The organism is Streptomyces sp. NPDC005303 (genome assembly GCF_040607335.1).
Classification (GTDB): domain Bacteria; phylum Actinomycetota; class Actinomycetes; order Streptomycetales; family Streptomycetaceae; genus Streptomyces.
Genome location: NZ_JBEXGM010000001.1, coordinates 114,891 through 133,251 on the forward strand (window position 1 = coordinate 114,891; position 18,361 = coordinate 133,251).

An 18,361-nucleotide genomic window follows, 5' to 3' on the forward strand; every position below is an offset into this window, starting at 1 on the left:
CCGGGGACCCTAGTGGCCCCCACTGACACTCACGCGACTCCAGCCGACCGCAGTACGGCGGTTACGGCCGCCGCCCCCAGCACCACCACGACGAACGGCGCCCTCCGCCACGCCAGTACGGCCCCCACCAGGACCCCGGCCGGCCGCGCCCACCCCGCGAAACCGCCGCCCTCCGTCAGCGCGCCCGTGGCCAGCAGCGCCACCAGAAGGACGACGGCACCCGCGCTCAGCAGCTCCTGCACGCGCGGCGGCAGTTCGACCCGGCCGTGCAGCACCGGGCCGACCAGCCGGAAGGCGTACGTCCCGACCGCCAGTGCCAGGATCACGGCGGCCGTCGCGTTCACGCCGGCCTCCTGTCGCCGTGCAGGACCAGCCCGGCCAGCGCCACCAGCACCGGCACCCCCGCCGGGACCGCCGGTGTCACCGCGAGGGCCAGCCCGGCGCCGAGCAGCGCGGACCGGCGTGTCGCGGGGGAGTCGCGCAGCGCGGGCAGCACCAGGGCGACGAGCACGGCGGGGAAGGCCGCGTCCAGGCCGTAGGTGCCGGTGTCGCCCAGCGCGCCCCCGGCGAGGGCCCCGGCCAGGACGCCGAGGTTCCACACGGCGAACAGGCCGAGCCCGGAGATCCAGAAGGCCGCCCGGCGCCGGGCCGGATCCGGCTGGGCGAGCGCGAACGCCACGGTCTCGTCGGTGACCAGATGCGCTCCGAGGAGACGGGCGAGCCGGCCCCCGCCGAGGATGTCGGCGACGGCGAGGCTGAAGGCCGCCGTACGGGTGTTGAGGAGCAGGCCGGTGGCCGCAGCCGCGACCGGACCGCCCCCGGCCAGCAGGACACCCACCGCGCTGAACTGGGCGGAGCCCGCGTACACGACCAGGGACATCACCACCGGCACCCACACCGGCAGGCCGCCGGTGACGGCGATCGCGCCGAAGGAGACGCCCACGACCCCGCTCGCGAGCCAGACGAGCGCACTGTCACGGACCAAGGCTGTTCGCTCTGCCGTACGCATGTTCACTACAGTGGACGGTAGGAGTTGTGTTCGTCAAGGCGAACGATCGTACCGATGGAGCGAACAGCATGCCCGAACGCCCCCTGGACTGGATCGCCGCCGCGCTCCGCCGCGAACGCACGCGTGCCGGTCTCTCACTCTCCGAGCTGGCCAAGCGCGCCGGAATCGCCAAGTCCACGCTGTCCCAGCTCGAGGCGGCGAGCGGTAACCCGAGCGTGGAGACGCTGTGGGCGCTGGGGGTCGCGCTCGGGGTGCCGTTCAGCACGCTGGTGGAGCCGCCGGTGTCGTCCGTGCAGGTGGTCAGGGCGGGGCAGGGGCCGACCGTGGCCTCGGAGCGGGCCGATTTCGCGGCCACCCTGCTCTCCGCCAGTCCTCCCGGAGCGCGGCGGGACATCTACCACCTGCGGGCCGAGCCGGGGGCGGTGCGGGAATCCGAGCCGCACATTCCGGGGTCCGTGGAGCACCTGGTCGTGAGCACGGGGAGGGTGAAGGCCGGACCGGCCGGGGAGGAGGTCGAGCTGGATCCCGGCGACTACATGACGTATCGCGGAGATGTGGCCCATTCCTACGAGGCGCTCGACCCCGGCACGACGTTCGTCCTCGTCATGCAGCACATGTGAGGTCGAGTGCGGGAAAGGCAGGAGCCCCGCTGCCGTGCGGCGCGGGGCTCCTTGGGTACTGCATTCAGGTCCGGATCAGAGGCTGGAGCGCCTATGAGACGGGATCGCTCAGACGGGGGTGACGTTCTCCGCCTGCGGGCCCTTGGGGCCCTGGGTCACGTCGAAGGAGACCTGCTGGTTCTCCTCCAGCGAACGGAAGCCGCTCGCGTTGATCGCGGAGTAGTGGACGAAGACGTCGGGGCCGCCGCCCTCCTGGGCGATGAAGCCAAAGCCCTTTTCGGCGTTGAACCACTTCACGGTTCCGGTAGCCATAAGCCCTCCTTGGGCCCAAAAGGGTTGCCCTGCTCCAGAACCTGCAAGTGTGAAAACAGTGCCGCACAACTGCATTCTTCTGAAAACGACTAGAGCCCGCGGTTACATGCTCCGCAGGCTCTGTACTGCAAGGGAAACCAAACTGCAACTTGCGGCGAGCCTAGCACGCGGGCAGCCGAAAGCAATAGAGGCCAAGATCACGTCACCCGGATGTTTGAAGATCGCGGAGTGGTTGACTCAGGGGCCGAAGTCCGAAGCGTACCTCAAGGGGTCTAGTGTCGCGATGTGGACAATTCTCGCACCCGGCCGCGCGTCGGCCACATCCAGTTCCTGAACTGCCTGCCCCTGTACTGGGGGCTCGCGAGGACGGGCACGCTCCTCGACTTCGAGCTCACGAAGGACACCCCGGAGAAGCTCAGCGAGAAGCTGGTGCAGGGAGATCTCGACATCGGGCCCATCACCCTGGTCGAGTTCCTCAAGAACGCGGACGACCTGGTCGCCTTCCCCGACATCGCCGTCGGCTGCGACGGCCCGGTCATGTCCTGCGTCATCGTCTCGCAGGTCCCGCTGGACGAGCTGGACGGCGCGAGGGTGGCCCTCGGGTCGACCTCGCGCACCTCGGTCCGTCTCGCCCAGCTCCTCCTCGCCGAGCGCTACGGCGTCCGGCCCGAGTACTACACCTGTCCGCCCGACCTCAGCCTGATGATGCAGGAGGCGGAGGCGGCCGTACTCATCGGGGACGCGGCCCTGCGGGCGAACCTCCTCGACGGGCCGCGCTTCGGCCTTCAGGTCCATGACCTCGGCTCGCTCTGGAAGGAGTGGACCGGGCTGCCGTTCGTCTTCGCCGTCTGGGCCGCCCGCCGGGACTACCTCGACCGCGAGCCGGTCATCACCCGCAAGGTGCACGAGGCCTTCCTCGCCTCCCGGAACCTCTCCCTGGAGGAGGTCGGCAAGGTCGCCGAACAGGCGGCCCGCTGGGAGGCCTTCGACGAGAAGGTCCTGGAGAAGTACTTCACGACGCTGGACTTCCGCTTCGGTGGCCCGCAGTTGGCGGCGGTCACGGAGTTCGCGCGAAGGGTGGGGCCCACGACGGGTTTCCCCGGGGACGTGAAGGTGGAACTGCTTCAGCCCTAACCTGCATCTGAACCTTGTGGGGCCTTACGGGGGAGGCAGCATGCAGCCGCTCGGAGTCGACGAGCCCACCACCGTGGGCCCCTACCGGCTGCTCGGCCGTCTGGGCTCCGGTGGCATGGGCCGGGTCTATCTCGGGCGCAGTGCCGGGGGCCGCACGGTCGCGGTCAAGATCGTGCACCCGCACTTCGCGCTCGACGAGGAGTTCCGCGCCCGCTTCCGGCGCGAGGTGGACGCGGCGCGCAGAGTGGGCGGGGCCTGGACCGCTCCGGTCCTCGACGCCGACCCGGACGCGGCGGTGCCCTGGGTCGCCACCGGGTACGCGGCGGGCCCTTCCCTGACCTCGGCGGTCGCGGACGGGGGCCCGCTGCCCGAGCATTCCGTACGGGTCCTGGGCGCGGGGCTGGCCGAGGCGCTCACCGCCGTGCATGAACTGGGGCTCGTCCACCGGGACGTGAAGCCCTCCAACGTCCTGCTCACCGTCGACGGCCCGCTGCTCATCGACTTCGGCATCGCCCGCGCCACGGACGGCACCGCGTCCCTCACCTCCACCGGCGTCTCCATCGGCTCGCCCGGCTACATGTCCCCCGAACAGATCCTGAGCAAGGGGGTGTCGGGCGCGGCGGACGTCTTCTCCCTGGGCGCGGTACTGGCCTTCGCCGCCACGGGGGCACCGCCCTTCCCCGGGGACTCCTCGGCCTCCCTCCTCTACAAGGTCGTCCACGAGGAGCCCGAACTCGGATCGCTGAGCGGCGAGTTGCGGGAGGTCGTGGCGGCCTGTCTGGTCAAGTCGGCCCAGGAACGGCCGACTCCGGGCGAGGTGGCCCGGCGGCTGGCTCCGCAGGGCGCGGCGCGGTTGGTGGCGGCGGGGTGGCTGCCGGGGGCGCTGGTCGAGCAGGTGGGGCGGAGTGCCGTACAGCTGCTGAATCTTGACGCGGCGGGGGAACGGTCGGCGGAGCAGGCGTCCGGGCCGGTGGGGTTCAGCAGTCCTTCGGTGGGCGGCGGGCCGGCGGGCACGGTGGGCGCGTTCGGGCCCCCGCCGGTGATGCCGGCCGTGTCCGCGGGGGCGCCTCCGGCTGAAGCGGCCGGCCCCCCGGCGTATCCGGTCACGCCACCGACGCCCCTCGGTACTCCCTGCGGACCCTCCGGACTCTCTGTGCCCGAGCCCCGGGACGCGGTGCCGGACGAGACGGTCGTGCCCGCCGACAAGCGACCCGGGCGGCTCTCCGTCTCCGTGGCCGCCACCTCCGCACCCGGCACCAACGGGCGTGGCCGCCGGATGAGCTGCACCGTGGCGCTCGCGGTCGCGGGGGCGCTGGCCGCGGTGACCGTGGGCTCGGTGTTCCTGTTCGACCTGCTGCCGGGGCGGGGCCAGGACGACTCGGCGAGCTCCGGGCCCGGCAACGACGCGTACTCCTCGGCGCCCACCTCCGTACCGTCGGCCTCCCTGCCGTCGGCGTCCTCCCCGGTCTCCCCGTCGCTGTCGAGCGAGCCGTCGAGCGACGCTTCGAGCGAGCCGTCGAGCGGACCGGCCGGACCGTCCGAAGTCCCGGCCCGCTATCTCGGCACCTGGGAGGGCCAGGGCACGGGTCTCGGCGGGAGCCTGCCGATGGGGACCTTCCGGATCACCGTCAAGAAGGTGAGCGTCGGCGAGGAGTTGGGCCGTCTCCAGCAGACCGACGCGATCGGCGCGGTCTGCACCGACGTCCTCACCCTGAAGAAGGTCACGGACACGCAGCTCGTCACCACCGCCGTGGGCGCCGAGGACAACCACGCCGGCTGCAACCCCACCGCCCACACGGTCCGCCTCACCAGGGTGGGCGACGACCTGAAGTACACGTCGGAGAGCGAGGCCGAGGGATACCCCGAGGCACGGATGTCGAAGGTCGGGCGGTGACGCGGCTGCTCGTCGTCATCGCCGCCCTGTGGGGAGCGGCGGCGGGCGCCCTGCTGCCGCGCGCGGCCTACCGCTTCTCCGTCCCGCCCGAGGAACCGTGGCGGGAGGCCTGCCCCGGCGGGCACCCGTTGGGCGGATGGCTCGGCAGGGCGAGCTGCGGGGAATGCGGCCCACAGCGGTCGTACGGCCGGGGCGGCGCCCTCCTCCCCACCGTCACCGCTCTCCTCTGCGCGGCCCTCGCCGCCGCCACCGGCACCCGACCCGAGATCGCCGTCTGGCTGCTGCTCGCCCCCGTGGGCGTCCTGCTCGCCGTCGTCGACCTGCGGGTACGGCGGCTGCCCGACCCGCTCACCCTCCCCCTCGCGGCCGCCGCGCTCGCCCTGCTCGGGGCCGTCTCGTTCGTGCCGGAACACGCCGGGAGCTGGCTGCACGCCCTGTTCGGCGCGCTCGCGCTCGGCGTGGGCTACTGGGTGCTGTGGCGCATCAACCCCGGCGGCATGGGCTTCGGCGATGTGAAGCTGGCGCTCGGGGCGGGGGCGGTCCTGGGCTGGTACGGCTGGGACACCGTGCTGCTGGGAACCTTCGCCGGCTTCCTGCTGGGCGCGCTCTACGGCGGTGTCCTGGTCCTGGTGGGCAGGGCGGGCCGCAAGACGGCGATCCCGTTCGGGCCGTTCCTGATCGCGGGGGCGTACGCGGGGCTGCTGATCGGGGCGTACGCGGCCTGAGATCGGGAGCGGGGGCGGAGGCGCGGGCGGGAACGGGCGCGGGGGTGTACGGCGGCCCGGGCTGACACCCGGCCTGTCACAGGGCTGGCGTAGGCTGGCCGAGACCGCCCGAACCCTTGACGAAAGGCACGCCCCGGTGAGCGAGAAGGCCGACCTTCAGTCCGTCCTCGACCGTGCCGCCGAAGGTGGGCGTATCACTCCGGAGGAGGCGCTCGACCTCTACCGCGATGCCCCGCTGCACGCGCTGGGCTCCGCCGCGGACGCCGTGCGCCGCCGTCGGTACGCGGGCACGGAGCACATCGCGACGTACATCATCGAGCGGAACATCAACTACACGAACGTGTGCGTGACGGCGTGCAAGTTCTGCGCCTTCTACGCCCCGCCCACGGCCAAGGACAAGGGCTGGACCCGCGACCTGGACGACATCCTGCGCCGCTGCGCGGAGACCGTCGAACTCGGCGGCACCCAGATCATGTTCCAGGGCGGACACCACCCGGACTACGGCGTCGAGTACTACGAGAAGCATTTCGCCGCCATCAAGAAGGAGTTCCCCCAGCTGGTGATCCACTCGCTGGGCGCGTCCGAGGTCGAGCACATGGCCCGGATCTCCAAGGTGAGCGTGGAGGAGGCCATCCAGCGCATCCACGGGGCCGGCCTCGACTCCTTCGCGGGCGCCGGTGCCGAGATGCTCCCCGAGCGCCCCCGCAAGGCCATCGCGCCGCTCAAGGAGTCCGGCGAGCGCTGGCTGGAGATCATGGAGACGGCGCACAACCTGGGCGTGGAGTCCACGTCCACGATGCTCATGGGCACCGGCGAGACCAACGCCGAGCGCATCGAGCACCTGCGCATGATCCGTGACGTACAGGACCGCACGGGCGGCTTCCGCGCGTTCATCCCGTACCTCTACCAGCCGATGAACAACCACCTGAAGGGCCGCACCCAGGCCACGATCTTCGAGTACCTGCGAATGATCGCCATCTCCCGGCTCTTCATGGACAACATCGCCCACATCCAGGGCTCCTGGCTGACCACCGGCCAGGACGCGGGCCAGCTGACCCTGCACTACGGCGCGGACGACCTCGGCTCGGTCATGCTGGAGGAGAACGTCGTCTCGGCGGCCGGTGCCAAGCACCGTTCCAACCTCCAGGAAATGATCGACATGATCCGTACGGCGGGGCGGGTCCCGGCCCAGCGCTCCACGACGTACGAACACCTCGTCGTCCACGACGACCCGGCGAACGACCCGGTCGACGCGCGCGTCCAGTCCCACATCTCCTCGACGGCGATCGAGGGCGGCACGGCGCACCCCGAGCTGAAGATCCTCGCGTCCAACTAGGCCTGCGGTGCTGACGATCCACACCGCCGGCCTCCTGGTCCCGGGCGGCGAGAGGCCTTCGCTGCCCGGCGGGGCGGTACTGGTCGAGGGGCGGCAGATCGCGGCCGTGGAGGCGTACGAGGAGCTGGCGGCCGCCCATCCGACGGCACGAGTGCGCCGCTGGCCCGGTCGCATCACCCCTGGCCTGCTCCACCCGCACGGCCCGGAACTCCTGGAGCAGTCCTACCACCCGGACCCACGTGAGGACTTGGGCGACGAACCCCTCATAGGCGAGGCGCTGTCGGCCCTGTCCATGACGGACGCACGGTGGGGCGCGAGCGCGAGGCGGGGCGTACAGCGGTTGCTGGCGCAGGGGACGGTGGCGGTGGTGGGCCCACTGCGCCGCCCCACGGTGATCGACGCAGTGCACAGGTCGGGCCTGAGGATTCAGGACGCGGCCACGGAGGCGGTACTGCCCGCCTTGGTCCCGGGTGCGGACGCGACGTTCGCCGCCTTCGACACAACGGAATGCGTGGCCACGGTGATCAAGGGCCGCTTGCTGCACAGGCGCAGGTAGAAGCTGTCAGGGGCGCGGGGCTGTATCGATGTGCGGCTCCGCCGCGCGGACGCGACAAGCCCCCACCGAGCCGCACCCGGCACTCAACCCCCCAACGCCTCCCCGAACGCCCCCGAACTCTGAGAAACCCCACTGCAATTGGTCAACGGGTCATCCTCATCGGCATCCCCCGACTCACACCGCTGATCCCGAAACGTCGACCACATCGACACCCACGCCACCTCCTTCGACTCGGCGAACTCCCGCACCTGCGCCGCATCGGACAACGTGAACGTCTCCCCGTCCACATCATTCGTCCCGATCATCGAGGTGAGCGCCATGGCCCGCCACGCAGTGGAGTCGGACGTACCGAAGACCGACTTCAACTGGGCCTGCGCCGCCTTCGCCGAAGTGATCGCGTAATCCCCCATGTCCCCGTCGTACGACTCCCCGTAGTTCATCGTCATGATGTTGACCGTCGACACCTGGACCGACTTGTTGTTCGCGGACTCCAGCAACGCCACACTGTCGTCGTCGAGCCCGGACGGCATCACGGGAAGCGTGAACGAGACACGCAGATCGCTCCGTTCCTTCTGCAGCGACGCGATCGCCTCGGACCGCAGATCCACCGAGTCGGAGTCGGTCAGCGCGTCCCCCTCGATGTCGAAATCGGCGAGCGAGGAACCGGCGGCGTCCAGCGCCTTCCCGTAAGCGGCAGCCAGTTCCGCCGCACTGGAGCAGGTCTCGGCCAGTTCCTTCCCGGACGCCCCGCCGAAGGACACCCGCACTTGTGCGCCGTCCTCCTTGAGCGCGCTGATCCGGGACTTGACGGAGGAGTCGCCGACAGCGGACGTGCCGTTCCAGGACGGCGTGCAGTCACTCCCGTCGGCGATCACGAACGCGAGGTTGTACACCGAGGGCGAGCCCGCGGAGTCGTTGTCGGAGGACTCGGTCGCGCTGACGTAGGGCGCGTACGAAGTGACCGGCGCTGACGCCGACGCCGACGGTGACGTACTGCTCTGTTGCGGAGGCTCCGCGTCCGAGGTGCTGTCCGATTCGGCGGAACACCCGGCCGCCGTGGCCAGGGCGAACAGACAAGTGAGCCCGGTCATCGGCTTCAGGAAACTCCGCATTTCGCATGCACCCGCTCTCGTGATTCCGATTTCTGGAGAGCGAATGTCTCACACCCGCCTGAGGTTCATGAGGACAGTCTTTGAACAGCCCCCTCACAGACGAGACGGGTGGTAAAGAACGAACCGGTCGCGCAAGGCGGGCATTCGACCCTCTTCACCTCCCGGAGCGTCGCGCAGGGTTTCTGGGAACCTCTCAGGAAACAGACAGAATAAGAGGTTTCTCATATGCACCTCACAAGAACGCCAAAGGTGGGCACATAAAGTCTGCCTAACGTCTGGGGAATGCATTCCGAGCCTGCCACCGAAAACCGCGCCGACCCGCGCGGTCACCGCCGCAAACGCGGTAGTAACGGGTCCGCCGAGGGGCCCGTGTTCGTTGACAACTCCGGACGCCGCTCCAAGCTGCTGCGCCGGATCGGCCTTCTCCTCGGCGTCCTGTCCCTCGGGTACGCCGTCGTGCTGGGCCTGGCCTTCATGGGCATCGGCGTCTCCAGCACGACGCTGCTGCCCTTCGCGGGCGCCGGCCCCGGCGGTTCCTCGAACTCCGGTCCAGGCGGCATCCGGCCGCAGGGCGGTCTCGGCACCCCGCCGGCGCTGCCCACCGGTACTCCGCCCACCGGCACCGCCACGGGCGCTCCGCCGAGCGCCGCCCCGACCCCGACCGCCTCCGCGGCCTCCAACTGACCGGAACGGCCCACCACATGACCACGACGACGCCCTCCCGCGGCCGCCGGCGTGCCCCCACCCGCATCGAGCGGGCCGCGGGCAAGGCCGCCGCGCTGCAGAAACCGCGGGTCATCCTCGCCCTGCTGCTCCTGCTCGGCCTGACCAGCGTGATGCTGCTCGACGGCTATCTGCGCGCCGAGGTCGGCGGCGACGAGCGGGTGCGCGACGGCGCCAGCTCCAGCAAGGTCCCCGACAAGATCCTGGGCGGCGGGCCGATCATCAGCTTCCGGGGCGGCCGGGCGACCACGACCTCCGTACCGGCCAAGACGATCGCGCTCACCTTCGACGACGGCCCGAACCCGACGTACACGCCCCAGGTCCTGAAGATCCTGGAGAAGTACGACGTCCCGGCGACCTTCTTCCTGGTCGGCTCGATGGTCTCGCGCTACCCGGGGATCGTGAAGGACATGGTCGACCAGGGCAACGAGGTGGGTATCCACACCTTCACCCACGTCGACCTCTCCTACCAGAGCGACGCCCGCATCCGGCGCGAGATGACCCAGACGCAGCTCGCCCTCGCGGGCGCGGCCGGCATCACCACCACGCTGTTCCGGGCGCCGTACTCCTCGGAGACCGACGCGATCGACAACTACAGCTGGCCCGTCTACAAGAAGCTCGGCGAGGAGGGCTACACCAGCGTCTTCGTCGACACCGACAGCGACGACTGGAAGAAGCCGGGCGTCTCGAAGATCGTCAAGTGGGCCACCCCGTCCGGGACCTCGGGCGCCGCCGTACTGATGCACGACGCCGGCGGTGACCGCGAGCAGACGATCAAGGCGCTGCCGGAGTACATCGAGAAGATGCGGGCGAAGGGCTACACCTTCACCACCATCAGCGGGGTCATCGAGGCGCAGAACACGAACAGCGGCCCGGCGGACGGGCAGACGGGCGGGCAGCTCCGGGGGGCGGCGAACGGCCGGAACGCCGACGGCACCGACCGCCTCCAGGCAGCACACCGCGAGGCCACCGGCACGACCCTCTACGAGGGCAAGGCGCTCGTCGCGGCCGTCGCCGTCGCCGAGTACACCGTGCCCACGCTGTCGGTCGGCCTCGTGATCGTGGGCGTGGCCGTCATGGGACGGTTCGGGATGATGCTGATCCTCGCCCGACGCCACTACCGGCAGCGCAACAAGCGCCGCTTCAGCTGGGGACCCACGGTCACCCGGCCGGTGACGGTGATCGTCCCGGCGTACAACGAGAAGGAGTGCATCGCCAACACCCTGGAGTCGCTGGCGAGGAGCACCCATCCGATCGAGGTCGTCGTCGTCGACGACGGCTCCTCGGACGGCACCTCGGAGATCGCCCGCGAGGCGGCCCGCTCACTGGGCATGACGAACGTCCGGGTCATCCGCCAGGAGAACGCGGGCAAACCGGCCGCCCTCAACAACGGCGTGCGCAGCGCCGGCCACGACATCGTCGTGATGATGGACGGCGACACCGTCTTCGAGCCGGACACCGTACGGCAGCTGGTGCAGCCCTTCGCGGACCCGCAGGTCGGCGCGGTCGCCGGCAACGCCAAGGTCGGCAACCGCGACACGGTCATCGGCGCCTGGCAGCACATCGAGTACGTGATGGGCTTCAACCTCGACCGCCGGATGTACGACCTGCTGCGCTGCATGCCCACCATCCCGGGCGCGATCGGCGCGTTCCGCCGCGAGGCGGTCCTCCAGGTCGGCGGCATGAGCGAGGACACCCTCGCCGAGGACACCGACATCACCATCGCGATGCACCGCGCGGGCCGGCGGGTCGTCTACCAGGAGCACGCACGCGCTTGGACCGAGGCGCCGGGCTCCCTCAAGCAGCTGTGGTCGCAGCGCTACCGGTGGTCGTACGGCACCATGCAGGCGCTGTGGAAGCACCGGAAGTCCCTCACCGACAAGGGGCCCTCGGGGCGCTTCGGCCGGGTCGGCATGCCGCTGGTGGTGATCTTCCAGATCGTCACGCCGGTCTTCGCCCCGCTGATCGACGTGTTCACCGCCTACTCGATGATCTTCGTCGACTTCCGGGCGGCGCTGTACGCGTGGCTCGCGGTCCTCGGCGTCCAGCTCGTGTGCGCGGCGTACGCCTTCAAGCTGGACAAGGAGAAGTACCGCTATCTGCTGATGATGCCGCTCCAGCAGCTGGCCTATCGCCAGATGATGTACCTCGTCCTGATCCACTCCTGCATCACCGCTCTCACCGGCGGCCGCCTGCGCTGGCAGAAGCTGAAACGGACCGGCGAGGTCGGGACCCCGGCGGGGGTGGGCTGATGAGCTGGGAGCAGCAGAGCTGTGAACAGCAGGGGTATCAGCAGCAGAGCTATCAGGAGCAGGGGTACGGCTTTGAGTACGGGTACTCGGGCTACGCAGAGTGGCCGCAGCCTCAGTCGTATCCGCAGCAGCCGTATCCGCAGGAGTACGTCGACCACGGCCACCACGGACAGGGCACGGAGCTGGAACCAGAACCGGAGTCGCCGGTTCCCGCAGCCCCCGCTGACGCCGAGGCGGAGGAGGAGAAGCCTCCGTCTCGGCCCCCCGGTCGTGACCGCTACTTCGACACGCTGCGGGCCGTCGCCCTGATCCGGGTCGTCAGCTATCACACCTTCGGGTGGGCCTGGGCCGGCATGGTCTTCCCCTCCATGGGCATCATGTTCGGCCTGGCCGGGACGCTGATGGCGAGGTCCCTGGAACGCCCGGCGGCCAAGGTGATCAAGAGCCGGATGCGCCGTCTGCTGCCGCCGTTCTGGTTCTGGGGCGTCTTCGTGGTCCTCGCGATGCTGGTCCACGACTGGATGCCGGGCTGGCAGATCGTCTACTGGGTGGTGCCGCTCGGCGACCCGCCCGGCAACGCGTGGGGCGAGCAGGCCTGGGAGATCCTCTGGTACCTGCGGACGTACCTGTGGTTCGTCCTGCTGTCCCCGGTGCTGCTGAAGGTCTTCCGGCTCGCCCCGGTGCCGGTACTGCTGCTGTCCCTCGCCCCGATCGTGGCCTTCCACCTCCTGTGGGAGCCCCCGGACGACCGGCTCGGCAGCGCGCTGACCGACCTCGCGACCTTCCTGTTCTGCTGGCTCCTCGGTTTCGCCCACCGGGACGGGGTGCTGGAGCGGCTGAAGCCGGTGGCCGTCGTCCTGCTCTCGCTCGCCGCGATCGGGTTCGGCGGCTGGTACGCCTTCACCCAGGCCGAGACGGGCTCGTACGACCTCGACGACATCCCCCTCGCGCAGGCCTTCTGGTCCGCCGGGTACGTGACGCTGCTGATGTGGGCGAAGTCGTCCTTCGGGATCGACTTCGCCTGGCTCACCCGCTTCCGCCGGACCGACCGGGTCGTCACGGTCTTCAACTCCCGTGCGGTGACGATCTACCTGTGGCACGAGATCGCGCTGATCCTCGCCGTGCCGCTGATCGACCAGTTCTGGAACGTGCCCGCCTTCGAGAAGTGGCTGCCGCTGGAGAGCCAGTGGTTCATGTTCGGCGTCGGCTGGATCCTGATCGCGGTGTTCGTGCTGCTGTGCGGATGGGTGGAGGACGTGGCCGGGAAGAAGAAGCCGCAGCTTCTTCCGGGCGGGCGGCCTGCAAGAATGGGGACGTGACCCGCGCTTCCCTGAACAAGCAGCCGCACGAAGTCGCCTCGATGTTCGACGACGTGGCGGAACGGTACGACCTGACGAACGACGTGCTGTCGCTCGGCCAGGACCGGGTGTGGCGCAAGGAGGTCGCCAGGGCCGTCGACGCCCGCCCCGCCCAGAAGATCCTGGACCTGGCGGCGGGCACCGCCACCTCCTCGCTGCCCTTCGCCCGCACCGGCGCCTATGTCGTGCCCTGCGACTTCTCGCTCGGGATGCTCCAGGTCGGCAAGCGCAAGCACACCTGGCTGCCGTTCACCGCGGGCGACGCGACGAAGCTGCCCTTCAAGGACGACACCTTCGACGCCGTCACCATCTCCTTCGGGCTGCGCAACGTCCAGGACACCGACTCGGCGCTGCGCGAGATGTACCGGGTGACCAGGCCCGGCGGCCGGGTCGTGATCTGCGAGTTCTCCCACCCGACCTGGGCGCCCTTCCGTACGGTCTACACCGAGTACCTGATGCGCGCCCTGCCGCCGGTCGCCCGTGCGGTCTCCTCCAACCCCGACGCGTACGTCTACCTCGCCGAGTCCATCCGCGCCTGGCCGAACCAGCCGGCCCTGGCGGAGCGCCTCCAGAAGGCGGGCTGGTCGAAAGTGGCGTGGCGGAACCTGACGGGCGGGATCGTGGCCCTGCACCGGGGCGTCAAGGAGAGCTGAGCGGCTCGGCGCGCCGGCTCAGAGTCCCGTCACACAGCGGACCACATACGGATCGCCCGGCTCGTCCAGTTCGCGCTGGAGGCCACCGCTCGGGGGATGGGGGATACGGGGCTCCCGGCTGCCTCCGCCGCCCTCACCCGGGCCGAGGTCGAACCACACGTACACCACGGAGTCCCGCGGCACCTCCGCGCCGGCCTGCGGGTACTGGCGTACGACATAGTCGACGACGGCCTGGTGGAAGTCCCTGCGATCCGGCGCGTTGACGAACAGGCCCTGCGCCTGTGCCGTTTCGCGCGCGTCGATGGCCATGAGTCCGACCAGACGCGGTACGCGCACTTCGGGCGTCTTGGGTGTTATACGCACAGATGTCACCCCCAGCGGTACTGGCAGGGTAACTCCGTGCCGGTGGCGGCCGGAAGTGCCGGGTTTCTTTCTGTAGCAGACCGCTACTCCGGGTGACTGCCCTGCAGGGAGAGCCGGAAGCACAGCGCCTCTTCCGGGAGCAGGGGGTGCGGGAAGGTCTCCGAGAGTTCCATCCCGAGGCGCTTGGCGACCGCGATCGACCGTTCGTTGCCGGGTCTGATCATCGCCACCACGTTCGGGACGCCCGCCGCCCTGAGCCGCTCCAGCGTCATCTGCGCGGCCACCGTGGCGTATCCCTGCCCCCAGTACGCCCGCCCGAGCCGCCAGCCGATCTCGATCTCGCCCGTCGGCCCCCAGTCCCGCGGCCACGGCTGGGCACCGGTGAAGCCGATGACCTGACCGCGCTCGCCGACCATGGTCCACAGACAGAAACCGCGCTCGGCGTCGTGCCGGCGCTGCCGCGCGGTGAGCTCCTCGTAGACATACAGCTCCGCGGATCTGCCGCCGTGGAACTCCATGACGTCCGGGTCGTCGAAGACCCGGTGCCAGGCCACGGCGTCCTCGTCGGTGGGGACGCGCAGCCGTACTACGGGCAGAGCTCGGTTCACTGGGGGCAGCCCTTCAGCCGGGTGATCAATTCTGCTGAATAGACTGCCCATGTCCAGTGCCGGTCGGCACGCGGATTCAGAACTTGATTCCGAACTTGATTCCGAGCCTGGGGAGATCCCGCCGTGACCGAGCCCCTGTCCGAGAACACCGCCGATGTCATCGTCGTCGGCGCGGGGCCGGCCGGCTCCACGACCGCGTACCACCTCGCCAAGTCCGGACTCGACGTGCTCCTCCTGGAGAAGACCGAGTTCCCGCGCGAGAAGGTCTGCGGTGACGGCCTCACCCCGCGCGCCACCAAGCAGCTCGTGGCCATGGGCATCGACATCTCCGAAGAGGCCGGCTGGCTGCGGAACAAGGGCCTTCGCATCATCGGCGGCGGCGTGCGCCTCCAGCTCGACTGGCCGGAACTGGCCTCCTTCCCCGACTACGGCCTCGTCCGCAAGCGCGACGACTTCGACGAGCAGCTCGCCCGCCAGGCCCAGAAGGCCGGGGCGCGACTCTACGAGCGCTGCAACGTCGGTGCCCCGATCGTCGACGACCGCACCGGTCGCATCACGGGCGTCCACGCGAAGCTCGGCGAGGAGAAGCGCGAAGTCACCTTCCACGCGCCCCTCGTGGTCGCCGCCGACGGCAACTCCACCCGGCTCTCCCTCGCGATGGGCCTGCACCGCCGCGAGGACCGCCCGATGGGCGTCGCCGTACGGACGTACTTCGAGAGCCCCCGCCACGAGGACGACTACCTGGAGTCCTGGCTGGAGCTGTGGGATCGCCGCGGCCCCGGCGAGGACCGGCTGCTGCCCGGCTACGGCTGGATCTTCGGCATGGGCGACGGCACCTCCAACGTCGGCCTCGGTGTCCTGAACACCTCCGACTCCTTCAAGGAGCTCGACTGGCGCGAGGTGCTGAAGGCCTGGTGCGCCTCGATGCCGGAGGAGTGGGGCTACACCCCCGACAACATGACAGGTCCGATCCGGGGCGCCGCCCTGCCCATGGCCTTCAACCGCCAGCCGCACTACACCAAGGGCCTGCTCCTGGTCGGTGACGCCGGCGGCATGGTCAACCCCTTCAACGGCGAGGGCATCGCCTACGCCATGGAGTCCGGCCAGATCGCCGCCGACGTCATCGTCCAGGCCCACGCCCGCGCGACGCCCGCCCAGCGGGAGATCGCCCTGCAGCGCTACCCGCAGGTCCTCAAGGACACCTACGGCGGCTACTACACGCTGGGCCGCGCCTTCGTGAAGCTCATCGGCAACCCGAAGGTCATGAAGATCGCGGCCCAGCGCGGCCTGACCCACCCGCTGCTGATGAAGTTCACCCTCAAGATGCTCGCCAACCTCACCGACCCCACGGGCGGCGACGCGATGGACCGGATCATCAACGGGCTGAGCAAGGTGGCGCCGAAGGCGTGACGGGAGCCCTGCACCGGAGCACCGTGGAGGGATGGACGCAGGGATCGCGTTACCCGTGTTCGTCATCCTCATCGCGGTGTCGGTGTGGGCGCTGGTCCACTCCCTCAGGCGCTGACGGTGCCCCTCAGTCGTTGACGGTGCCCCTCGGGCGCTGACGGTGCCCCTCGGGCGCTGACGGTGCCCTGAGCGCCGTTCAGTGCCTGTCGAATGACGACGTGCCCGACACGCCGGACCCCGTCGTCGTCCACGCGGCGAGATCGGGCCCGAACTCGGTCACGTCCCGGCATCCAACCCCGCGCAGGAGAACGGAAGGGCCGCAGCCCCCGAGCGGCTGCGGCCCTTCCGTGCGTTCGTGCTGCCCCGGTGACCCATGTCCCCGGGTGTCCCGGTGTCAGAGCACCCGCACCGCTCCGGTCGGCGGGTCGTAGGACAGCGGCTTCTCGACGACGCCCGTCGAGGGGTTCTGCGCGCCGACGAACATGCCGTCGCCGACGTACACCGCCACGTGGTACGCGCTGCCCGCACCGCCCCAGTACAGGATGTCGCCCGGCTGGAGGTTGCTCAGCGAGACCTGGGTGCCCGCGGTCGACTGGTCCTGCGAGACGCGCGGCAGGTCGACGCCGATCTGGCTGAACGCGGCCTGCACGAGGCCCGAGCAGTCCCAGGAGTTGGGGCCGGTGCCGCCGGAGACGTAGGCGTCACCCACCTGTGCCTTGACGAAGGCGATGACGGCCGCGGCCGAACCGGTGGCCGTGGACGAGCTCGTGGAGACACTGGCGCTCGCCGAGGCGGACAGGGTGGTCCGCTCGGAGCTGCGCGAGGCGGCCTCCTCAGCGGCGGCCCTGCGTGCCTCCTCGGCCTTCTTCTTGGCCTCAGCCTTCTTCTTGGCCTCCGCGAGGTCCGCCTTGGCCTGCTTCGCGGCCTTTGCGGCGGCCGCGTCACGCTCGGCCTGCAGCTGGTAGTTGGCGGCCGCCTGCTGCATCGCGTCGGCGGACTCGGCGACCTGGCTGCCCAGGTCGGCCGAGAGGGTGGGCAGTTCGAGGGTCTGCGTCGTCGACTCGGCGGCGAACGCCGAAGCCGACGCGCCCGCCGCTGCCATGCTGAGCACGCCACCGGCGACTCCGGCACGCACGGCGATCGAAGTCGTCGCGCTGCGGCGGGGTTTCCGGTGGCTGCGTATGTGAGCGGTGTGGGACATGAGACCAACTGGTATCAGGGGCTCCTCCATACCTTCAAGAAACGTGGGCTGCGCCACAGTTGTTCAATCGGTGGCCCGAAAACCCGGTGGCTCACTCTTTATTGACGCCGTAACGGACATTGCGGACTCACGTGATCATGGCCGTGATCATGGCCTTTCGCTGTTACGCCCGAATTGCCCCGCAGCTACCACCGGTTGGGGCCGATGGCCAAGCCCCCTTCCTGGGAGGCTCCTGTGGATGTGGCGGAGGTCACGCAACGGTTACGGCGACGGCTGCGTCCGGAGCGTGCCGGCGCTCGTGAATGTGTGCACGCGTCCACACTCGTCCTCGCGCCTCCCTCTGACGTGTGAACGCGGTCCACTATCAAGCGGTCGCGCCCACCGCCAATTTGCATGCAGGGGAAGCTTCTTGATATGGAGACGCCTCTCCCGACCTGCGCCGACTAGCGAAAATGTCACCTCTGGTGATCACTCGGACGCTTCTCGTATGAAGATCACCGCTGATCCGACTTCATGATCCTTCGTCTGGTGGTGGAGATCACAAAGCTTGTGCAATACCCCGTGTCGCAGATCACAGACCGGCGGGCATAAGATGCGGGTCAGTTGGGCTTGTGACCTGCTTCACATGTTCGCGATCTTCGTCGGGACGGACGGAGGTCAGAGGGACGTATGAGCCGGGTGTGAGTCCGATGCCATCGCCAGCAGTCAGTGCCGACTGAGAGGAGCGAGGAGCGGTGAACGCTTATGCGCCCATCCTCGTACTGGGAGCCCTCGGGGCAGGCTTTGCGATCTTCTCCGTGGTCATGGCCACGCTGATCGGTCCGAAGCGGTACAACCGGGCCAAGCTCGAGGCCTACGAGTGCGGGATCGAGCCGACCCCCACGCCGGCCGGCGGCGGGCGCTTCCCCATCAAGTACTACCTGACGGCGATGCTCTTCATCGTCTTCGACATCGAGATCGTCTTCCTCTACCCCTGGGCCGTCACCTTCGACGCCCTGGGTGTTTTCGGGCTCGTGGAGATGCTGCTCTTCGTGCTCACCGTCTTCGTCGCGTACGCGTACGTATGGCGGCGCGGCGGCCTGGAATGGGACTGAGGGG

Annotated in this window: 19 protein-coding genes; 12 read left to right on the plus strand and 7 right to left on the minus strand. The window is 69.7% G+C overall.

Annotated features, from left to right (window positions below):
* Positions 1 to 29: 29 nt before the first annotated feature.
* Together ABZT93_RS00565 and ABZT93_RS00570 are read right to left on the minus strand one after the other, a co-directional pair.
* Entirely contained in the window at positions 30 to 344 is a 315-nt protein-coding gene (locus ABZT93_RS00565) for an AzlD domain-containing protein (RefSeq protein WP_356096843.1), read from the minus strand.
* Positions 341 to 1,009, minus strand: a complete 669-nt coding sequence (locus ABZT93_RS00570; RefSeq protein WP_356096846.1) for an AzlC family ABC transporter permease — start codon at positions 1,007 to 1,009, stop codon at positions 341 to 343. The genes ABZT93_RS00565 and ABZT93_RS00570 overlap by 4 nt, the downstream gene beginning before the upstream one ends.
* A 68-nt stretch (positions 1,010 to 1,077) precedes the next feature.
* Here ABZT93_RS00570 and ABZT93_RS00575 point away from each other — a divergent pair, with 68 nt between their 5' ends.
* Complete coding sequence (locus ABZT93_RS00575; protein ID WP_356096848.1) at positions 1,078 to 1,629, plus strand: XRE family transcriptional regulator; 552 nt, start codon at positions 1,078 to 1,080, stop codon at positions 1,627 to 1,629.
* A gap of 108 nt (positions 1,630 to 1,737) precedes the next feature.
* Here the strand turns inward: ABZT93_RS00575 and ABZT93_RS00580 are convergent, their stop codons facing one another.
* A complete protein-coding gene (locus tag ABZT93_RS00580; RefSeq protein ID WP_003992177.1) occupies positions 1,738 to 1,941 on the minus strand; it encodes a cold-shock protein in 204 nt (67 codons plus the stop codon).
* 285 nt (positions 1,942 to 2,226) lie between these two features.
* Between ABZT93_RS00580 and ABZT93_RS00585 the strand changes: the two genes are divergently transcribed.
* The 5 genes from ABZT93_RS00585 (at position 2,227) to ABZT93_RS00605 (ending at position 7,586) form a co-directional block, all read left to right on the plus strand.
* Positions 2,227 to 3,075: a menaquinone biosynthesis protein gene (locus tag ABZT93_RS00585; protein ID WP_356096851.1), complete on the plus strand. Its 849-nt coding sequence runs from the start codon at positions 2,227 to 2,229 to the stop codon at positions 3,073 to 3,075.
* 40 nt (positions 3,076 to 3,115) lie between these two features.
* Positions 3,116 to 4,969, plus strand: coding sequence for a serine/threonine-protein kinase (locus tag ABZT93_RS00590; RefSeq protein WP_356096853.1), 1,854 nt, complete (start codon positions 3,116 to 3,118; stop codon positions 4,967 to 4,969).
* Positions 4,966 to 5,694, plus strand: coding sequence for an A24 family peptidase (locus ABZT93_RS00595; RefSeq protein ID WP_356096856.1), 729 nt, complete (start codon positions 4,966 to 4,968; stop codon positions 5,692 to 5,694). The genes ABZT93_RS00590 and ABZT93_RS00595 overlap by 4 nt, the downstream gene beginning before the upstream one ends.
* A 136-nt stretch (positions 5,695 to 5,830) precedes the next feature.
* Positions 5,831 to 7,030, plus strand: a complete 1,200-nt coding sequence (mqnC, locus tag ABZT93_RS00600) for a cyclic dehypoxanthinyl futalosine synthase (protein WP_356096858.1) — start codon at positions 5,831 to 5,833, stop codon at positions 7,028 to 7,030.
* A 7-nt stretch (positions 7,031 to 7,037) separates the two neighbouring features.
* Entirely contained in the window at positions 7,038 to 7,586 is a 549-nt protein-coding gene (locus ABZT93_RS00605) for a hypothetical protein (protein WP_356096861.1), read from the plus strand.
* A gap of 83 nt (positions 7,587 to 7,669) precedes the next feature.
* On the opposite strand, the gene ABZT93_RS00610 is transcribed toward ABZT93_RS00605, so the two are convergent.
* A complete protein-coding gene (locus ABZT93_RS00610; protein ID WP_356096864.1) occupies positions 7,670 to 8,698 on the minus strand; it encodes a chitinase in 1,029 nt (342 codons plus the stop codon).
* A gap of 369 nt (positions 8,699 to 9,067) precedes the next feature.
* Here ABZT93_RS00610 and ABZT93_RS00615 point away from each other — a divergent pair, with 369 nt between their 5' ends.
* Genes ABZT93_RS00615 through ABZT93_RS00630 form a run of 4 tightly spaced genes read left to right on the plus strand, consistent with a single transcriptional unit; the run spans position 9,068 to position 13,684 of the window.
* Entirely contained in the window at positions 9,068 to 9,382 is a 315-nt protein-coding gene (locus ABZT93_RS00615; protein ID WP_356096866.1) for a hypothetical protein, read from the plus strand.
* Between the two features lie 17 nt (positions 9,383 to 9,399).
* Complete coding sequence (locus ABZT93_RS00620; RefSeq protein ID WP_356096869.1) at positions 9,400 to 11,673, plus strand: bifunctional polysaccharide deacetylase/glycosyltransferase family 2 protein; 2,274 nt, start codon at positions 9,400 to 9,402, stop codon at positions 11,671 to 11,673.
* Positions 11,673 to 12,992 carry an acyltransferase gene (locus ABZT93_RS00625; protein WP_356096871.1) on the plus strand — a complete coding sequence of 440 codons (1,320 nt, stop codon included), beginning with the start codon at positions 11,673 to 11,675 and terminating at the stop codon, positions 12,990 to 12,992. The genes ABZT93_RS00620 and ABZT93_RS00625 overlap by 1 nt, the downstream gene beginning before the upstream one ends.
* Entirely contained in the window at positions 12,989 to 13,684 is a 696-nt protein-coding gene (locus ABZT93_RS00630) for a demethylmenaquinone methyltransferase (RefSeq protein ID WP_356096874.1), read from the plus strand. The genes ABZT93_RS00625 and ABZT93_RS00630 overlap by 4 nt, the downstream gene beginning before the upstream one ends.
* A gap of 18 nt (positions 13,685 to 13,702) precedes the next feature.
* Here the strand turns inward: ABZT93_RS00630 and ABZT93_RS00635 are convergent, their stop codons facing one another.
* Together ABZT93_RS00635 and ABZT93_RS00640 are read right to left on the minus strand one after the other, a co-directional pair.
* Entirely contained in the window at positions 13,703 to 14,020 is a 318-nt protein-coding gene (locus ABZT93_RS00635) for a PASTA domain-containing protein (RefSeq protein ID WP_356098368.1), read from the minus strand.
* Positions 14,021 to 14,130: 110 nt separating this feature from the next.
* On the minus strand, positions 14,131 to 14,655 hold the full coding sequence (locus ABZT93_RS00640; RefSeq protein WP_356096877.1) for a GNAT family N-acetyltransferase: 525 nt from the start codon (positions 14,653 to 14,655) through the stop codon (positions 14,131 to 14,133).
* Between the two features lie 123 nt (positions 14,656 to 14,778).
* Here ABZT93_RS00640 and ABZT93_RS00645 point away from each other — a divergent pair, with 123 nt between their 5' ends.
* On the plus strand, positions 14,779 to 16,065 hold the full coding sequence (locus ABZT93_RS00645) for a geranylgeranyl reductase family protein (RefSeq protein WP_356096880.1): 1,287 nt from the start codon (positions 14,779 to 14,781) through the stop codon (positions 16,063 to 16,065).
* A 391-nt stretch (positions 16,066 to 16,456) separates the two neighbouring features.
* On the opposite strand, the gene ABZT93_RS00650 is transcribed toward ABZT93_RS00645, so the two are convergent.
* A complete protein-coding gene (locus tag ABZT93_RS00650; RefSeq protein ID WP_356015366.1) occupies positions 16,457 to 17,263 on the minus strand; it encodes a C40 family peptidase in 807 nt (268 codons plus the stop codon).
* 734 nt (positions 17,264 to 17,997) lie between these two features.
* Here ABZT93_RS00650 and ABZT93_RS00655 point away from each other — a divergent pair.
* Positions 17,998 to 18,357, plus strand: coding sequence for an NADH-quinone oxidoreductase subunit A (locus tag ABZT93_RS00655; protein ID WP_007383963.1), 360 nt, complete (start codon positions 17,998 to 18,000; stop codon positions 18,355 to 18,357).
* The last annotated feature ends 4 nt before the right edge of the window (positions 18,358 to 18,361 follow it).

Excerpts from the sequence above, each read along its gene's own strand:
- ABZT93_RS00580 (WP_003992177.1), bottom strand. The coding sequence starts at position 1,941 with ATGGCTACCGGAACCGTGAAGTGGTTCAACGCCGAAAAGGGCTTTGGC.
- ABZT93_RS00650 (WP_356015366.1), bottom strand. The coding sequence starts at position 17,263 with ATGTCCCACACCGCTCACATACGCAGCCACCGGAAACCCCGCCGCAGC.
- ABZT93_RS00570 (WP_356096846.1), bottom strand. The coding sequence starts at position 1,009 with ATGCGTACGGCAGAGCGAACAGCCTTGGTCCGTGACAGTGCGCTCGTC.
- ABZT93_RS00575 (WP_356096848.1), top strand. The coding sequence starts at position 1,078 with ATGCCCGAACGCCCCCTGGACTGGATCGCCGCCGCGCTCCGCCGCGAA.
- ABZT93_RS00620 (WP_356096869.1), top strand. The coding sequence starts at position 9,400 with ATGACCACGACGACGCCCTCCCGCGGCCGCCGGCGTGCCCCCACCCGC.
- ABZT93_RS00610 (WP_356096864.1), bottom strand. The coding sequence starts at position 8,698 with ATGCGGAGTTTCCTGAAGCCGATGACCGGGCTCACTTGTCTGTTCGCC.
- ABZT93_RS00625 (WP_356096871.1), top strand. The coding sequence starts at position 11,673 with ATGAGCTGGGAGCAGCAGAGCTGTGAACAGCAGGGGTATCAGCAGCAG.
- ABZT93_RS00590 (WP_356096853.1), top strand. The coding sequence starts at position 3,116 with ATGCAGCCGCTCGGAGTCGACGAGCCCACCACCGTGGGCCCCTACCGG.